Origin of the sequence: Nostoc sp. PCC 9305 (assembly GCF_963920915.1) — a bacterium.
Lineage (GTDB): Bacteria > Cyanobacteriota > Cyanobacteriia > Cyanobacteriales > Nostocaceae > Nostoc.
The window spans coordinates 1-17,218 of record NZ_CAWUDN010000028.1 but is presented as its reverse complement, the minus strand read 5'-3'; the positions used below and the strand labels follow the sequence as shown (position 1 = coordinate 17,218).

General features: G+C 42.6%; 17 protein-coding genes and 2 pseudogenes. 10 read left to right on the top strand and 9 right to left on the bottom strand.

Translation table 11 applies throughout. From position 1 onward, the window contains the following. Positions 1-22: 22 nt before the first annotated feature. Positions 23-1,117 (bottom strand): tetratricopeptide repeat protein, encoded by a 1,095-nt coding sequence (locus tag ACM0OX_RS12700; RefSeq protein ID WP_414515212.1) that lies wholly within the window; start codon positions 1,115-1,117, stop codon positions 23-25. Positions 1,118-1,306: 189 nt separating this feature from the next. Continuing rightward, the gene (gene queA, locus ACM0OX_RS12695; protein WP_414515268.1) at positions 1,307-2,548 is read right to left on the bottom strand and encodes a tRNA preQ1(34) S-adenosylmethionine ribosyltransferase-isomerase QueA; all 1,242 of its coding nucleotides are present in this window, start codon (positions 2,546-2,548) and stop codon (positions 1,307-1,309) included. A 245-nt stretch (positions 2,549-2,793) separates the two neighbouring features. Here queA and ACM0OX_RS12690 point away from each other — a divergent pair, with 245 nt between their 5' ends. Then, the gene (locus ACM0OX_RS12690; protein WP_012412259.1) at positions 2,794-3,183 is read left to right on the top strand and encodes a hypothetical protein; all 390 of its coding nucleotides are present in this window, start codon (positions 2,794-2,796) and stop codon (positions 3,181-3,183) included. Between the two features lie 70 nt (positions 3,184-3,253). Here ACM0OX_RS12690 and ACM0OX_RS12685 read toward each other — a convergent pair whose 3' ends face one another. After that, positions 3,254-3,751 carry a YraN family protein gene (locus ACM0OX_RS12685; protein WP_414515211.1) on the bottom strand — a complete coding sequence of 166 codons (498 nt, stop codon included), beginning with the start codon at positions 3,749-3,751 and terminating at the stop codon, positions 3,254-3,256. Between the two features lie 23 nt (positions 3,752-3,774). Here ACM0OX_RS12685 and ACM0OX_RS12680 point away from each other — a divergent pair, with 23 nt between their 5' ends. Next, positions 3,775-4,371, top strand: coding sequence for a pentapeptide repeat-containing protein (locus ACM0OX_RS12680; protein ID WP_414515266.1), 597 nt, complete (start codon positions 3,775-3,777; stop codon positions 4,369-4,371). A gap of 78 nt (positions 4,372-4,449) precedes the next feature. Here the strand turns inward: ACM0OX_RS12680 and ACM0OX_RS12675 are convergent, their stop codons facing one another. Further along, entirely contained in the window at positions 4,450-4,851 is a 402-nt protein-coding gene (locus ACM0OX_RS12675) for a hypothetical protein (protein ID WP_414515210.1), read from the bottom strand. Positions 4,852-5,014: 163 nt separating this feature from the next. On the opposite strand from ACM0OX_RS12675, the gene ACM0OX_RS12670 reads away from it, so the two are divergent. The 6 genes and pseudogenes from ACM0OX_RS12670 (at position 5,015) to ACM0OX_RS12645 (ending at position 9,740) form a co-directional block, all read left to right on the top strand. Beyond that, complete coding sequence (locus ACM0OX_RS12670; RefSeq protein WP_414515209.1) at positions 5,015-5,794, top strand: Uma2 family endonuclease; 780 nt, start codon at positions 5,015-5,017, stop codon at positions 5,792-5,794. Between the two features lie 211 nt (positions 5,795-6,005). Next, positions 6,006-6,248: a DUF1902 domain-containing protein gene (locus tag ACM0OX_RS12665; RefSeq protein WP_322718975.1), complete on the top strand. Its 243-nt coding sequence runs from the start codon at positions 6,006-6,008 to the stop codon at positions 6,246-6,248. Next, complete coding sequence (locus ACM0OX_RS12660) at positions 6,248-6,445, top strand: type II toxin-antitoxin system HicA family toxin (protein WP_229456128.1); 198 nt, start codon at positions 6,248-6,250, stop codon at positions 6,443-6,445. Before ACM0OX_RS12665 ends, ACM0OX_RS12660 begins: the two co-directional genes overlap by 1 nt. A 296-nt stretch (positions 6,446-6,741) precedes the next feature. Beyond that, a pseudogene (locus tag ACM0OX_RS12655) lies at positions 6,742-7,062 on the top strand (nuclease-related domain-containing protein); the annotation flags it as partial. Positions 7,063-7,473: 411 nt separating this feature from the next. After that, positions 7,474-8,738 (top strand): annotated as a pseudogene (gene rpoD / locus ACM0OX_RS12650) (RNA polymerase sigma factor RpoD); the annotation flags it as partial. Further along, positions 8,718-9,740 (top strand): tetratricopeptide repeat protein, encoded by a 1,023-nt coding sequence (locus tag ACM0OX_RS12645; RefSeq protein ID WP_414515265.1) that lies wholly within the window; start codon positions 8,718-8,720, stop codon positions 9,738-9,740. The pseudogene rpoD and the gene ACM0OX_RS12645, both read left to right, overlap by 21 nt. A 315-nt stretch (positions 9,741-10,055) precedes the next feature. Here ACM0OX_RS12645 and ACM0OX_RS12640 read toward each other — a convergent pair whose 3' ends face one another. Beyond that, a complete protein-coding gene (locus tag ACM0OX_RS12640) occupies positions 10,056-10,208 on the bottom strand; it encodes a hypothetical protein (RefSeq protein ID WP_414515206.1) in 153 nt (50 codons plus the stop codon). A gap of 94 nt (positions 10,209-10,302) precedes the next feature. After that, entirely contained in the window at positions 10,303-12,078 is a 1,776-nt protein-coding gene (locus tag ACM0OX_RS12635) for an N-acetylmuramoyl-L-alanine amidase (protein WP_414515205.1), read from the bottom strand. 84 nt (positions 12,079-12,162) lie between these two features. Here ACM0OX_RS12635 and ACM0OX_RS12630 point away from each other — a divergent pair, with 84 nt between their 5' ends. Beyond that, the gene (locus tag ACM0OX_RS12630; protein WP_414515204.1) at positions 12,163-13,800 is read left to right on the top strand and encodes a CTP synthase; all 1,638 of its coding nucleotides are present in this window, start codon (positions 12,163-12,165) and stop codon (positions 13,798-13,800) included. A gap of 203 nt (positions 13,801-14,003) precedes the next feature. Further along, entirely contained in the window at positions 14,004-14,426 is a 423-nt protein-coding gene (locus ACM0OX_RS12625; protein WP_414515203.1) for a hypothetical protein, read from the top strand. 280 nt (positions 14,427-14,706) lie between these two features. Here the strand turns inward: ACM0OX_RS12625 and ACM0OX_RS12620 are convergent, their stop codons facing one another. The 3 genes from ACM0OX_RS12620 to ACM0OX_RS12610 all read right to left on the bottom strand — a co-directional run bounded on the left by ACM0OX_RS12620 (position 14,707) and on the right by ACM0OX_RS12610 (position 16,929). After that, positions 14,707-15,627: an ROK family protein gene (locus ACM0OX_RS12620; protein ID WP_414515202.1), complete on the bottom strand. Its 921-nt coding sequence runs from the start codon at positions 15,625-15,627 to the stop codon at positions 14,707-14,709. A 138-nt stretch (positions 15,628-15,765) separates the two neighbouring features. Next, a complete protein-coding gene (locus ACM0OX_RS12615; RefSeq protein ID WP_414515263.1) occupies positions 15,766-15,975 on the bottom strand; it encodes a hypothetical protein in 210 nt (69 codons plus the stop codon). Positions 15,976-16,032: 57 nt separating this feature from the next. Next, entirely contained in the window at positions 16,033-16,929 is an 897-nt protein-coding gene (locus ACM0OX_RS12610) for an ABC transporter permease (protein WP_414515261.1), read from the bottom strand. Positions 16,930-17,218 lie beyond the last annotated feature (289 nt).

Below are 17,218 nucleotides of genomic sequence, written 5' to 3'. Positions count from 1 at the left end.
CCTTAACTCTGAGTTTTTATTGTCAGGGACTTGTTGAAGTGGATTTTGGTTCAACTGAGACAGGTACATCGCCAGGGTTCGCGGACGTTTCTGGTTGATTTGGCATCTGTGGCTCAGGTGTTTGTACTGTAGAATCTGAACTCTGAGAAGGAGTAGCTGTTTGACTGGCTTGAGGTTGCTGTTGCCCACTTTTCTGGGCAATTTGCTGCATTAGCTGCTCAATTTTCTGGGCTTGTTCAATGTTGCCTTGTTCGCGATATTCATTGTGAGCGCGTTTCAAAACTCCACTGGCTTTTTTGAACTCGCCCTGGTTATATAAAGTTACTCCCAAGTTATAGTAAGCTGAGGCGCTTTTCGGATTTAGGCGAATAGCTTGCCGATAAACAGAAATAGCCTCAGGAGCTTGACCATGCATTGCTAGCAAATTTGCCATGTTGCTGTAAGCTGTGGCATTTTTAGGATCTAGCTTCAAAGCTTGGCGATAATTGGCGATCGCAGGCTCGATTTGACCTTGTTGTTGCAAGGCGATCGCTAAGTTAAAATAAGCATTGGCATTGCTGCTATCTAGATTAATTGCTTTTTGGTATACAGCGATCGCTTCCTCTAACTTTCCTTGTTCGTATAGCAACAAACCCAGATTATACAGCGCTGCCACCCTTGTGGAATCTATCACCAAGCTCTGGCGATAAGCGGTAATTGCTGCATCTTTTTCTCCTTGTCGGTGCAACACTAACCCTAAGTTGTAATAAGCTTCGCTAGAATTGGGATTAAGTTTTATCGCCTCTGTAAATTCTTGTAAAGCTTCATCCAGGCGATTTTGCTCTATCAATATATTACCGAGATAATTTCGTGCTGCTCCAAGGTTAGGATCTCGCCGCAACGCTTGGCGAAAGGCATATTCTGCACCTTGTAAGTCTTGGCGGTTATAGCGCGTAACTCCTTGCTGGAAAAAGCTAGCTGCTTCGAGATCCTGAGAAATTGCAGTTTCTGCCAGCAGCTTGCTGACTGGGAAATTAGTAATTGTCGGTGCAGCCAAGAGCAAAAATGCAGAACAGCCACCGAGTGTTACCTGACAAAATAAATTTAACCAATGAGAAAATAGGTATTTTTCAGACATTAATAGCAGACCTGTACTTATTTTTAACCTCTTATAAGTCAGAGTACCCACCACGAAAGAAAAAATTCCCAATTATCCAACTTTTAACTCCTAACTCTTGTACAGACGCGATTAATCGCGTCTCTACTCCTAACTCTTGTAGAGACGCGATTAATCGCGTCTCTACTCCTAATTCTTGTACAGACGCGATTAATCGCGTCTCTCCCCACTCCCCACTCCCACAGCTGACGGCAAAATTAGCATGGCATCACCGAATGAATAAAAGCGATATCCAAAAGCGATCGCTTCGTTGTATATATTCAATAATCTTTGTCTGCCAATTAGGGCACTTACCAACATCAACAAACTAGAACGCGGTAAGTGAAAATTCGTAATCAAACCATCTACCACCCGCCATTGATAGCCGGGATAAATAAACAAGTCTGTTTTTCCGCAAAATGGTTGTAAATTACCCGATTGAGCCGCCCCTTCTAAAGCCCTTACTGCCGTTGTTCCCACAGCAATAATTCGACCACCAGCAGCTTTCGTGGCGCGGATTTGCTCTACTGTAGCGGCGGGAACTTCAATCCATTCTTCATGCATCTGATGGGTAGTTACATCCTCCACTTCCACAGGGCGAAAAGTGCCGACACCAACGTGTAGCGTCACAAAAGCTCGATCGATTTGGCGATCGCACAACTTTTCTAATAATTCTGGGGTAAAGTGTAATCCTGCCGTTGGAGCTGCGATCGCTCCTGGTTGTTTAGCATAAACTGTCTGATACTGCTCATCAGCAGCTTCTGAGGTAGTGATGTAAGGTGGTAACGGTACTTCACCAAATACCTCTAATAGTTCCACCAAAGTTTTTCCCTCTGGTACATCAAATTGCAACCAACGCCCCCCAGTTGCTGCGTCTGTTTCTAGAACCGTAGCCGTTAGCTGAGGGCTAGGAGCAGGAAGTAAGGGAGAATTTTCCCCTCTGCCCCCCGCACCCTGCCCCTCTGCCTCTTTTAAATGCCCAATACCCGCTTCTCTTGGTTCAAAGATAATCTTTGCTCCCCGTTTGAAGCTTTTTCCTGGCTTAACTAAAGCTAACCAACAGTTATGCTGCCGTTCTTCCAACAGCAACACCTGGATTTTCGCACCAGTGGATTTATGACCATAAAGCCGCGCTGGAATGACTCTTGTATTGTTCATAACCAACAAATCACCAGAGCGCAGCAGTGCAGGCAAATCATGGAAAATATGGTGTAGAGGTGCTGTTTCGATGCCTGTAGTCGGAGAATCAACTACCAGTAACCGCGAACTATCTCTAGGAACTGCTGGGTTTTGGGCAATGAGTTCTGGAGGTAGTGTGTAGTCATAGCCAGCTACCGAGCAATCTAATTCCAAATCTTTTGCTTGTGGACGAGATGTATCTTTCAAATTGACTTGTACTAGTTTTTGGTTTATTTAGTATTTATACTCTCTTAAAAAGGCTAAGTTAAGTTTTCCCTTCTAAAGGAACTTTAAGGCATCTTCGCTCAGTTTTGTCGCTAGGCTATAAGATTGTTACTATTAAGTAACACGGAAAAATTAACATAAAAATTGGGTAAACCTCCCCATCTAAAAACGGGGGCTTTTACCCTACCGGGAACAGGCACTGATTGACGAATATAGATATGTAGGATTGGCTTTGATCCCAAGCACCAACAAACATGGAATACTTGTACTATCTGGCAAATGCCAGTCTAACCCTGAGGGTCGTTCAACACCTCCACGCTAGACCCCAGACACCAGTTTCGTTCGTCACCGTAATTCATCAAATTGATGGCTGGGTGGTTAGGATCAAACTCAAAGGTCAAGTCTCGCCCCAAGAAGATGGCGACTTTCGGGCTTTTCTAAATGAATTAGGAATTAGCTACGAACCGCCAATGAGGGTGCAAATGGCACTTTGGAGTTTGGAAGCTGGACAGTGCCCTGTGGATGTGATGCGTCGCTATCAAGTAGCGATCGTTTCTCATGGTAGCCCAGAAAGAGACGAAATTGAAGCGTTCCGGCAGCAGTTTGTCCGGGGCTTAGGTTACTGTCCAGAAACTCTGGCGTGAAACTATTTGGTTGTAACGCCACTACAAAATTATTGGTCATTGGTAATTAAGATATTTTATCAATTACCAATTAACCATTATCAATTGAAGAGTCAAAAGCTGCCAGAATGTATTCTTGCAGCTTAAACTTGTATCCGGGTACTGATGAAGTAGCTAGAGCTTCCTGGTTTGCTGTAACCCCAGTCAGATTTTTTGACATCCTTTGACAGTAGACAATAGCAACATCAAATCGACAAGAATAATCTGCCTTCTCAGGATACTGGGCTAAGAATATTTCAGCTGTACGCCAGATTTTTGCCTGCTTTTGTGGAGTGATTGCGCTTCTTCCCCCTGCATCCCAACTACCTGAACTACGGGTTTTGACTTCAACAAATGCCAATAATAAGTCCTGAGTGCTGAGTTCTCCTACTGCTCCTTTATCATATTCAGCAATAATATCGATTTCTCCCCAGCGGCAAGAGAAGCGACGATGGAGAATTATCCAACCAGTAGATTGCAACCATTGGGCTACTAGGTCTTCTCCTAAATGACCAATATCTGGATAATGAGATGGAGGAAGGTTAGCCATTGACTAAAAATATGATGAATTCTGTGAATTTTAGGTTAAGCGATGCCTGCGGCGGGCTACGCCTACGCACAACGTGTTCTACACTCGACTTATCCCGAACAAAGTTGAGGTTGAAGTATAAAACAGACCATCACATTTGGGCAAGCATACTCAGCTTATTCCTCTGGGGAATAATTGCCATCACCGCAACGGTCGGTTTTGCTCCAACAGCTTTGGCACTCGAATATAATAAGGAAATTTTGGTCGAGGCTGATTTTTCAGGACGTGATTTAACAGACTCTAGCTTTACTAAAGCTAATCTTCGCCAGAGCAACTTCAGTCACGCTAATTTGAACGGTGTCAGTTTTTTTGCAGCAAATTTAGAGTCTGCGAATTTGGAAGGTTCTGATTTAAGAAATGCTACTTTAGACTCGGCTCGTTTAGTCAGAGCAAATTTAACAAATGCACTGCTGGAGGGTGCTTTTGCTGCTAACGCCAGATTTGATGGTGCAGTCATTGACGGGGCAGATTTTACCGATACGCTGCTGCGTCCCGATGAGCAAAAAAAATTGTGCAAACTTGCCAAAGGGACTAATCCGATTACAGGACGAGATACGCGTGACACGTTGTTTTGCCCTTAGTATTTTTTAGCTGGGAATTGGGGATTGGGGATTGGGCATTGCTTATTCCCCATTCCCTACTTATAAAATATTGAGCAACTACCAACCACTAGCACCAATCTTTTGACAAACAATTTGCATTCCTTTGCCTGGTGAAGAATTAGCTACAAAAGGTATTTCTCCTTTTTCTCCATCCTCTTGAAGTAGCTGTCCCTCCGAACCATAAATGGCAATGCGATTCCGAAAAAGCCGCGATTCTTTGCACGAAGCATGGAACGTAGTCTCGAAGATGCCATCGCCATACATTCCGTAAAGCTTGTATGTAGTGCCTTTTATAGTTTCCGTATCCAGAGCTACACTGTTTCCTAATTTATCATGCCCTACAGTGATATATCTTTGTGCATCTTCAGCGATGGCTGCGCCAACACCCCCGGCGATCGCACTACCATTACTTAATAAAATAGCGATCGCTCCTACTATGCCGCCTAACTTAAAATACATACAGTTTCAAAATATCAGATTTCATATATTTCTACCCGCGATCAAAGCGGTTCTGGCAGGGTAAAAGCACTGAAATCAAGACAGAGCAAGGTGTTATACTAGTTATTAACACCTTATGGGAAGCCTAAAGCACTAAATAAATAGCTGCAATACTTGTCAAAGTATGAGTGAAACACTTGCTGATGTTGCCATACCGCCTCAGTTTCCCGATCACACTCAACTACCAGAGTCTGATGGTACGTTTGTGAAAAATTTTCAAGAGCATCCCCAAACCGTCATCTTGACAGACTCAATTTCTCAAGTTTTGCAACGCTTACATCCAGATGGACAGTATTGCATTGGTCAAGATTGTGGTATTTACTGGCGAGAAACTGAACCACCAGAAAAAGGGGCAGCAGCACCGGATTGGTTTTATGTCCCTGGTGTACCACCAAGGCTAGATGGCAAAAACCGCCGCTCTTATGTTTTGTGGCGAGAATACATACCCCCATTGATTGCCATAGAATTAGCTAGTGGTAATGGCGATGAAGAACGAGATGTCACTCCTTTACCTCTAGCTGGTAGTCGGGAAGGCGCAAAACCGGGTAAATTTTGGGTATATGAGCGAATAATCCGAATTCCCTACTATGCGATTTATGAAATTAGTAATGACAAACTAGAAGTTTATCACCTGGTAGATTTTTCTTACCACAAAATGCAGCCTAATGAGCGAGGTCACTACCCAATTCCTCCTTTAGGAGTGGAACTAGGGTTATGGCAGGGAAGCTACTTGAATAATCCTGAGCAATTTTGGTTGCGTTGGTGGGATTTAGAGGGAAATCTGTTACTGATTGGTCAAGAAGAAGCTGATTTGCAAAGGCAAAGAGCCGAGCAAGCTGAACGAAAAGCTGCACAATTAGCAGAACGGCTCAGAGCAATGGGTATTGATCCAGATGTAGAGTAATATTTACTAAGTTATAGTAAGCCGAAAAACTTAGTAATTACAGGTAAAAGCTTACCACAGACTTCAACTAGCTTTTCATTAGTTAGTAGGCAAATCAGCGATGTCTACGACAGGCTACGCCTACGCATCTGATAACAAGTCAAGATTGCAAAATTTTCAAAGTTCTGAATTAAAATTGTTTACATACGTGCAATAGCTAAAAAAGCGAATTATGAATACTTTTATTGTCAAAGTAAGCGCTTTTTGGGATTCTGAGGTTGATGTGTGGGTAGCTAGCAGTGATAATCTACCTGGGTTGGTTACAGAAGCTTCTACTATTGAGGTGTTAACAGAAAAACTCAAAGCTATGATTCCAGAACTTATTGAATTAAATAGAGTTGAATCTGGCAACAAAGATTACATTGATTTATACTTAACAACCCATCGTCATGAATCAATCAAAGTGGCTGGCTAATGAGTGTTTCCTTTACTCCTGAAGTTAAAAAGCTTTTAACAGAAGCCGGATGTTATTTTAAAAGGCAAGGGAAAGGAGATCATGAAATTTGGTATAGCCCAATTACAGATAATAACTTTGTAGTTGATAGTAAAATAAAATCACGTCATACTGCAAATGGAGTATTGAAACAAGCTGGTTTAGATAAGCATTTTTGAGTTTATTAAGAATTTTCTTCTCTGTTTAAGCTGCTAGATTCTTCACTTCATTGTAGAGCAGAAGATACAGAGGTTAAAGAGTAATGCTTTATTCTGTTGGAGAGCGATCGCGCCAAAATGTGACAGATTAAGATGATCATGGCCTCATCGGAGTTGAAACTTGCTAGCAAGTGACCTTAATAACAACTTCAGTTCTGGGAACTCTAATAATAGCCGTTACTGACTACAACATTTGGTACAGATGATATCCGTCCCAATAATTAAATTTGGTAACGATTTATTAAATTAGAGATTTTATGGAATTCTATCCAGACAATATTTTTGATGCCAACAACAAAGCTGAGAAAGAAGTTTGGCAACAAGTAAAATCTGCCTTCAGGGATGATTCTGGTGAGGCATTTCATTGTTATCAGCTATTTGACAGATATGGAAATCTTGAGCGGGAGATTGATATTCTTATTGTCCATCGTCAGTTAGGACTATGGGTGATTGAATGTAAAGGATGCTACATCAATGATATAGAAGCTATTAAGGGTGCTGAATGGAAAATGAAAAACTGGTATGAAGACCGTATAAAACCAGTTAACCAAGCACAATACCAGATGTTTGCGCTTAAAAACCATTTGCGTAAACAGCTAGATTTTTGCGCCTCATTAAACTTAAACTTTAGAGTTGGTATTCCCTTTATTAGCCAAGAACAGTGGCAAAATAAAGGATTTCATAATTTGCCAAATATTCAAGGTGTTGTACTGACTACAGAAGATTTGAAACCTTATACTCTAAAACATAATTTTACTCAGAGTGTTCAAAGTAGACAAAGAAATTTAACCGATGAACAATGGCGATCGCTGATGTGTGTTTTTGGTGGAACTAATCAGACACCTGTGGACAAAGCATCATTTTCAATATCCAAACACATCTCTGTAGAAAAAGAAAAAACGTACAAAATAGATGACTCAAAAAACCCTCGCCCTGTCTGTAAAATAATCAAGTTGCCCCGTTATAAATTTCCTATTAATTGCTTTCCTATTATTGGTATTAACGTACTCGAAAGCATATTTCAGCCTGACCTAGAAATAATAAATCAGCCTGAGATAGAGTTAGAAGAACTCTTAATTGATGAAGAAGAGGACTTGCTGATCATCAATGAAGGCGAAGATGAATTTTTAGAAATTCCGTTAGATGAAGAAGACGGTTACTCTGCTAGGAGTACGAACTTCCATCATTGGAAGCAAACTCAGAAAAAGTACTATACCGAAGATTCAATTCGGCTTTACTTGCAAGAAATTGGTAGAATTCGGCTGTTGCGGGCAGATGAAGAAATTGAATTGGCGCGGAAAATAGCCGATTTGCTGGAATTAGAGAGGGTGCGGGAAAGACTCTGTGAGCAGTTGGATCGCGATCCTTGCGATAGTGAATGGGCAAAAGCTTTACAACTCCCATTACCAGCTTTTCGTTACAGCAGTTTCGGCAGCTATGAGGTACATCCTAAAAGCTGAAAGCAATGATAGGAGAGGGGCAAGGAGAAAACTATATTGCATAATAGCCGGAAGCGCTGTATCGGCTGCATGTTGGTCGCAGGGCAAAAGATAAGATAGTGATATCTAACTTGCGCCTTGTGGTTTCAATTGCTAAGAAATATATGTATCGCGGCTTGTGTTTCCAAGACTTAGTTCAGGAAGGTAGTCTTGGTTTAATTCGCGCCGCAGAAAAGTTTGACCACGAAAAAGGTTACAAGTTTTCTACTTATGCTACATGGTGGATTCGTCAGGCAATTACTAGGGCTATAGCTGACCAATCCCGCACTATTCGCCTTCCAGTTCACCTTTACGAAACCATGTCTCGGATTAAGAAAACTACCAAGCTACTATCTCAAGAAATGGGTCGTAATCCCACTGAGAAAGAAATTGCCTTTTACATGGAAATGACTATTGAGAAGTTGCGGTTTATTGCTAAATCCGCCCAGCTACCCATTTCACTAGAAACGCCCATTGGGAAAGAAGAAGATTCTCGATTGGGCAATTTTATTGAATCCGATGATGAAAGCCCAGAAGAACTAGTTTATAAAAATACGCTGCGGGAAGACTTAGAAAAAGTTCTCAACAGTCTTAGCCCCCGTGAATGTGATGTTATAAAACTGCGTTACGGCTTGGATGATGGACGCATGAAAACCCTTGAGGAAATTGGTCAGATTTTTAAAGCCACCCGCGAACGGATTCGCCAAATTGAGGCGAAAGCACTCCGAAAGTTACGCCACCCTAACCGTAATAGTATTCTTAAAGAGTATATTCGTGGCTACCAACCGCATGATTCGCAACAGAAGAAATATGAGCAACAATCTCAAGGGAACCAGAATTATACACGAAAGACAAATAATGCTACTAATTACGTTGAAAAAGGGCTGATATGTCATCGAAATCAGGATTTTTTGGGAGCAATTGAGAACTTTACCCAAGCACTGAAGCTTAACCCCAATAATGCCCAGTTACACTACCAAAGAGGGCTAGCCAAGACTGAGGGAGAATTTCAGAAAGGGGCGATTGAAGATTTTACTCAAGCTATTAAAGTAAATCCTCAATATATAGATGCTTATTACCAGATGGGTCATGTTCACTACAGCTTGGGAGATAATCTAAAAGCAATTGAGGATTACAGCGAAATAATATTCTTTAATCCCAATGAAGCCTTAGCTTACTTCTACCGTGGTTTTGTCCGTAGCAATCTGGGAGAGATGCAGGAAGCCATTGGTAATTACAGCCAAGCATTGAAAATTAAGCCTGACCTTGCTGAAGCTTATTTTTACCGAGGAGTTGCCTTTTATCGCTTAAAAGACTTACATAGAGCAATTGAGGATTACAATTACACTTTACGAATCTATCCCGACTTTGCTGAAGCTTACAGTCGGCGGGGGCTTGCACATTATTACCTGGCAAATTACCAAGAAGCGCTTGAAGATTATTCGCAAGCCGTGCAAATTAATTGTGAAGATACTCTAACATACTACTACCGTGGACTTGTGTATGAGAACTTAAGTGACTATATCAAAGCACTTAAGGACTATAACCAAGTTTTGAAAATCAATCCTGCTTTTACCGAAGTTTACTATAACCGAGGTAGTGTTCATTACAATCTAGGAAACTATCAACAAGCACTTGAAGATTTAAATCAATTACTGCGTATCAATCCTAACAATTCTCAAGCTTATAACAAACGAAGTAGCATTCGTGCTGCCCTGAAAGATTACCAAGGTGCAATGGAGGACTTAAAAAACGCTTCAGAATTTCACAATATCTAATAGCAAACCCAAAACAAGCCATTTTTCAACTAATACTAATCCCCAATCTTGCCGATGAATATACACTATAAAAGTCAAAAAACTTGAACAAAGATTGATCGCAACATTGAGTAGGAACTAGCCAAAAAATAGCGATCACCCCGTGGTCGATCGCTAATCAATCACGCTATTCAATCCCCGTTTTTTAACTAGGTGCAACAGCTTAAGAGCAGTGCCAGTGGCACGCTTCTGACCGATTTCCCACTTTTGAACCGTTGATAGACTTGTATTTAAAATCGCAAATACTGCCTGACTGACATGAAATGATTCGCGTATTTATTTAATTTGCTCAGGTTCTAACGGTTCAATTGGAGACAAGCACAGACTGTCAAATTCACGCAGTGTAGTCTGATCCATCAGTCCAGCCTTGTTTAGCCCCGTAGCCGTTTCGTGAACGGCTTCAAGAATCGCTGATTTCTTCTTCGGCATTGCAAATTACCTCCATCAATTCATCTTCCAGCTTGGCTTTTTCAAGATCCTTTAGCGTGTAAGAGAACAGCACTGATGCCAGCTACCTCCAAATTTATTTAACACTCCTAAACCACTCAGTAATTCCCTGAGCGATCGCTTTTGCCATTTTCTTCTGTTCTTCTGGGTTCGCTACCTGCTCAAATTCATCGGGATTGCTCATAAAACCCAATTCCAGTAACACCGATGGCGCAACTGCTGGGCGTGTCAGTGCTAGGTTGTCCCAGAACACACCATAAGAAGGTTTGCCGAGTTTTTTAACAACATAGGTCTGTAAAAATATTGCCAGGCTGTGGGCTTGGGGTTGATACCAAAATGCTCCGAATCCCTTGATTTTGTCGGCATCGCCATCATCTGGTAGAGAGTTGTGGTGTATGGAAATAGCGATCGCAGGTTCTTCTTGACTGATAATTGCCTGACGTTCTACTAGCGAAACTTCTTTGTCGTCCTCCCGCGTCATCACCACCGTTGCTCCTCGCTTCACCAACTCGTCGCGCAGCAACTTAGATACCACCAAATTCACATCTTTTTCTAAATATCCAGTTGGGCCACTGGCACCAGATTCTTTACCGCCATGCCCTGGATCTAGTACAATCTTGAAATTAGCTAAAGGCTTGCGTCTTGTGTTCCCGATTTTAGGCGGATGACGCAAAGCCAAAACCAGGGTTGTACCGTCGTATCTCAGCTTGTATCCCCACTGTTGAGCTTTTTTGAGGTTAAAGGTGTATTTTACTTGTCCTGGAGCTTCCTGTTGCCAGTCTAGGCGATTAATTAGGGGGTTATCATCCAGGCGAATTATGTCTGTTTGGGCAGTGGTATTGTAGAGAGTGAGAGCGAGAGTTTGCTCACTTTGTTGTACGCTCACGGGTACGGGAACTTGCAAAGGGAAAACTATCTCTGTCGCACTAGGGAGTTGACGGTATCCGACACTGCGAATTATTGTTTGTGGCGGAACTGCACCAGGTAGAATGCGGGTTTCTTTACTATTAATCCAAGCGCCATAATCTAGGCGCAACCATTCACCTTCCCTACCTGTAACTGTTGCGCGTGTGCCTTTGGGCAGTGGTGTGAGTCGGGAATAATCGGTGCTAGGGCCAGTACGAGCAACGCCTGACTCTACTGTAACCTCAGAAACTGGCAGCTGCGCTCTTGAGAGGATTTCAATCTTACCAGATCCTGGTTGAGTTATCGTCTTGCCGTCAAGCGTCAGTTGAAATTGAGGTTTTCCCAGATCGGCGGCTGTTGCCATTGTGGTGCAACCTTGATAGTTGCCTACGCTAGACTGGGCATGAGGCTGATTTTGACCTGTCAAAGCTGCCAAATTACTTGGTAGTTGTGCTTGTTGAGGTTGTGGTAAAAGGGCAATAGTTTGATTAGCCAGGATTACAGAGACATTAGCGTTAGGGGGTGCGACCCCTTCGGGAAGCTTCGCTAACGCACTAAAACAAATTACTTCTCCTGGTAATCTGGCAATGTCAACAGCGGGAGTCAGGGAATCTTTCGCAAAGCCTACCCCCTGTGGTAGTTCAGGGCTAGCGTTAAGCCCGATCACCTTAATTTTAAGTTCTTGATTGTGGTAACGCACAGTAAAAAGATTCTCCCCCAACTGCAAAGGGAAACTAGGAGAAAAATGACCAGCTTTGCTGCGGGTAATTGGCTTACTATTGATCAAAACCTGACCATCTGGTGGTGCAGTGCCCAGAAAGAAGATTTTTTGGGCACTTGTCTGGTAGTTTGTCTGGGGAAAAACAACTATAAGAGACGGCTCTGCCAATGCTACCGAGGAGGTGAGAATACAGCCTAATATTACTAATCCTAAGAGGTTTTTCACAGCAAATCACAGAAGATGACACCACAATAACTGTGGCACAATGACGGGATGTATTTTTAGAAGTTGTTAGAAATTCAAACTACTATGACTAAGTTTATCTTTGTTACTGGAGGCGTAGTTTCCAGTATTGGTAAGGGCATTGTAGCAGCAAGTCTAGGGCGTTTGCTCAAGTCGCGCGAATATTCGGTGTCGATTCTCAAACTCGACCCTTATATTAATATCGATCCTGGCACGATGAGTCCCTTTCAGCATGGGGAAGTATTCGTTACCCAGGATGGGGCGGAGACAGATTTAGACTTGGGGCATTACGAACGCTTTACCGATACCTCAATGTCGCGCTTAAATTGTGTGACTACTGGCTCGATTTACCAGGCAGTCATTAATAAAGAGCGGCGCGGAGATTACAATGGCGGTACTGTACAGGTAATTCCTCATATTACCAATGAAATTAAAGAGCGGATTCTGCGAGTTGCTAAAAGTACAAACCCTTCTGTAGTAATTACAGAAATCGGCGGGACGGTGGGAGATATTGAATCACTGCCGTTTTTGGAAGCAATTCGCCAGTTTCGTAAAGAGGTGGGACGCCAGAATGTGCTGTATATGCACGTAACACTGGTGCCGTGGATTGCCTCTGCGGGTGAAATGAAAACTAAGCCAACACAGCATTCAGTTAAGGAACTGAGATCCATTGGTATTCAACCAGATATTTTAGTTTGTCGCAGCGATCGCCCTTTACCCAAGGGATTAAAGCAGAAATTGTCGGGATTTTGCGATGTACCAGAAGAATGCGTCATTACTTCCCAAGATGCCAAAAGTATCTATGAAGTACCGCTGAATCTAGAACGGGAAGGAATGGCAGAACAAGTGCTGAACTTGCTGCAAATGGAACAACGTAAACCAGATTTGACGCAGTGGCAAACCCTGGTACAACGTTTACATAGTCCCAAGCACGAGGTAGAAATTGCCATTGTTGGGAAATATGTGCAGTTAAGTGATGCCTATCTATCTGTAGTCGAAGCACTAAACCATGCTGCAATCTCCACCTATGGCAAACTGCGCCTGCGTTGGATAAATTCAGAAAATTTGGAAACGGAATCAGCCGAAAATTATCTTGAAGGTGTCGATGGCATAGTTGTACCAGGAGGTTTCGGGGTTCGGGGAGTCGATGGTAAAATTGCCGCCATTAAATACGCCCGCGATCGCCAAATTCCCTTTTTGGGTTTATGCCTGGGAATGCAATGTTCTGTGATTGAGTGGGCCAGAAACGTAAGGGGATTAACAGGTGCTAATAGTGCCGAATTTGACCCTTACACAACCGATCCGGTAATTAATTTATTGCCAGAACAGCAGGAAGTTGTGGATTTAGGGGGTACAATGCGCTTGGGACTATACCCTTGTCGTGTTCTCCCTGATACCTTAGCTTTTAAGCTCTATCAAGAAGATGTGATTTATGAACGGCATCGACATCGCTATGAGTTCAACAATGCTTACCGCGATTTGTTGTTAAAGTCTGGTTATGTAATTAGTGGTACTTCTCCCGATGGACGTTTAGTTGAAATTGTGGAATTAACCAAGCACCCATTCTTTCTTGCTTGCCAATTTCATCCAGAATTTCAATCACGCCCCAGTACACCTCATCCCTTATTTAAAGGGTTTATTCAAACAGCGATCGCTCTTTCCCTTTCGACATCTAGTACACCAACACCATTGGAGGTGTCATAACAATTCAAAATGACGCTCGTGACGTTCGATGACTCGCTAACGCTCTTAGCGTCTCCCCTTCTCCCAAAGGGAGAAGCTAGCGCCAAGGGAGAGGACTCGCTAACGCTACACTAACAAAATTAATTACAACATTAACTTAAGGCTTCAGTAGATTTGGACATTCAGGGTGCATCATTCGTAAATTTCGGACTTGAGGAGATGTTGTGGCGTACTGGGTGAAAATCCTTTACGAGAGGAAAGAATATGTAGTAAATTTTGAACGTGTCCATGCTTTTTGTTATGAACTGAATGGCAGAGTTACTTTTTGGCTACCCGATAGCGCCATTCCCATAGTAATTAACCCACAAAATAACCTGGAAGATTATCAAAAAATTCTCGATTATTTAGAATGTGTGACAGGATTAGAATTAGATCGTGCCCACTGGGTAAAAATAATTTACGAAAAAAATGAATATGTCGTTAATCTCAACTGCATCAGTTCCTTTTGTCATGAACCGAACGGCAGGATAACTTTTTGGTTGCCAGATGGCACTATTCCTATTATCATCAACCCTGTGAGTAATCCTGAATCTTATGAAAAAGTTGTGAAATACGTTCAAAAAGCAACAGGATATTCTTTGTCTTGAAATCCCTGTGTAGCAGAACAAGCTAACAAGAAAGTTGAAAAACAGATTTACTACCTTCCCAATCTTCAAAAATGCTTTGTGGGAATTTCTGCTCAATTAGCCTAGCTATTGAATCATCTTTTTTGTAGAATCAGTCAGAATTGCTAAGTAAGTGGGCAAGAATAAAATTAAACTATGTTACATAATGTAAAACTAATTAAATTATCTCTTAGTTAGAGCTTAATTTTTCTTCTAATTTGTAAAGACAGATGTTTCTAGCTGGGGTTGTTTGAACCATAATTTAAAATCTTGAATAGTTTTGCCATGCCAACTTTGCTGCACCTACTATTCCTGCAAAATTGCCTAACTCCGCTGGCAATATTTGTAAACCCTCTCGTGATAAAGGCTGCACCCGCTTCTCGATTTCTGCCTTCACACTTGGTAAGAAAAACTCAAAGCTACCACTGATACCGCCACCAATGACGATCGCTTGTGGCGTGAGTACATAAATCAAACTCGTCAAACCAATTCCCAAATTAAAACCATATTCTTGCCAAAAAGTCAATGCTGCGGCATCTCCTTGTTGGGCAAGAAAACCCAATTCGATGGGTTCCTTAAGAGTGCGGCGGCGAATTGCAGTAGCACAGGCATATTGTTCCAAAGAGCCTCGATTGCCACTATTACAAATTGGCCCATCAGGATTTAAGGAAATTAAACCCAATTCCCCAGCGGCTCCCTGATGTCCAATAAATAGTTTGCCATCAAGGATAATTGCGCCACCAACCCCAGTACCTAAAGTTAGCAGAATCAGATTTTGAAAGTGGCGACCGGCTCCCAGCCAAGCTTCTCCCAAAAGAGCGCAATTAGCATCGTTAGCGATCGCAGTTGGTTTGCCAGTTTTAGCTTCTAACCAGTCTGCTAAAGGCACATCGATCCATCCAGGTAAGTTAATGGCGATTTTAGCAATCCGTCCTGCGGCATCGGATGGGCCAGGAGTACCAACACCAATGGCAACAGCTTGATTATCTGGATCGATTTGAGCGATCGCATCTACCAGCACTGCTAACACAGCTTCCGGCGTTGTTGGTTGAGGAGATACCACAGTCAAAGATTGCAGACAAGTACCATCATCTGCAAAACGCCCCAGCTTAATTGCTGTTCCTCCGACATCAATGCCAATTACTTGAGAACTCACCACTTTAAAATCCTCAGACCAAACCATAGCCACCTAGCAAACCTTTGCGTACCCTTGGCGCTTACCTCTGCGCTCCTCTGCGTTTCAATTTCACCCCTCAATTCGCCATTATTTTCTGTAAATCTATACTTATTAGCATCTTGGCGCGAAAAAATACTCAAATTTTTATTCTATTGAGTGCAAGTTGTTTTCATCACCGATTTTAAGATGCGCGGCTTTCAACTCTGCTCTCTGTAAATTAGCAATAGTCGTGGTACGAAAACTCGATTGTTCCTGCCAAGCCGTAATTGGCGCACCTCTTAAGATACCAGCAAGAGCAACGGAAAGGATAAACCCGCCAGTAGCGGCAGCAATTAACGTTAGATTATCTTTCATACAAATCTCTGTATTGTTATTTGTCATTAGTCATTTGTCAAAACTAATGACCAGTGATTACTGTCGGATTCTATTTTCTCTCCGTAAACGGGGATTGACAAATTCATTTAACCCCTCACCAAGTAGTGATAACCCTACCACCATGAATGTCATCGTTAAACCAGGGAAAAGCGTAGTCCACCAAATGCCAGTAGGTAGAGCTTCTAAGGCTTGTTTTAAATCATGCCCCCATTCTGCCACTTCTTCGGGAAGTCCTAGCCCCAAAAAGCCCAAACCGCCCAACACCAAAATCGCATCAGCGGCATTGAGTGTAAATAGGACGGGTACGCTTTGAATGACGTTGAAAAAGAGATAACGAGAAAGCACAACCCAAGTGGAAGCACCCATTGCTTGAGCAGCTTCGATGAACACTTCGGTTTTCACGCTCACGGTGTGGTTGCGAACAACGCGGTAATATTGAGGGATGTAGGCAATGCTAATAGCGATCGCTGCATTTAATATCCCACGCCCCACCACAAAGGCCAGTGTCACAGACAGCAGTAGGCCCGGTAGAGTGTAGATGCTATCCATAATAAATAGCAGCACCTTATCCAACTTCCCGCCGAGATAACCACTCAGCATCCCCAAAGGCACACCGATAATCATACTCAGCGCCGTTGCCAAAATCACCACCTGCAAAGCAGCTTGAGCGCCGAAGATTGTCCGAGAGAACACATCATAGCCCAGACGACTAGTACCAAACCAATGTTTAGCTGAGGGTGGCTCGTGAATTGGATTAGAGAGGAAATCTTTCGGGTTTTGCAGCCATCCCCAAGCCTGCAATACGGGAGCGAAGAATGCCAGGAAGATGAAAAATAGGGTAATGGCTAACCCGATGAACATGAGTTTTTGGGAAAGATTGAGACTTTTGCCAAACTGCAAAAATGTTGGTAGCCGCCGTTTTGTAATGGCCATAAAGCGATCGCCTGGAGCAAAGCTTGATACGCTGACCATTTTACATATTAGATAGGGCATTGCGTAAACATCCTTAAATAAAAGTCCGACTACCTCACGCTGGATACAGAGTTAGACTCGGTTAAAGGTGAAATTATGCCTTATTTTTGCCAAAGCTTTTAACTACTATTCAGAGTACTACAATAGACCTCTTGCAAAAGTCTCTAACACCCCACCCCCAACCCCTCCCCGCTTGCGGCTATCCATTACCCGCATCTTTCTTAACAAACAGACAAAATACTTAAAATTA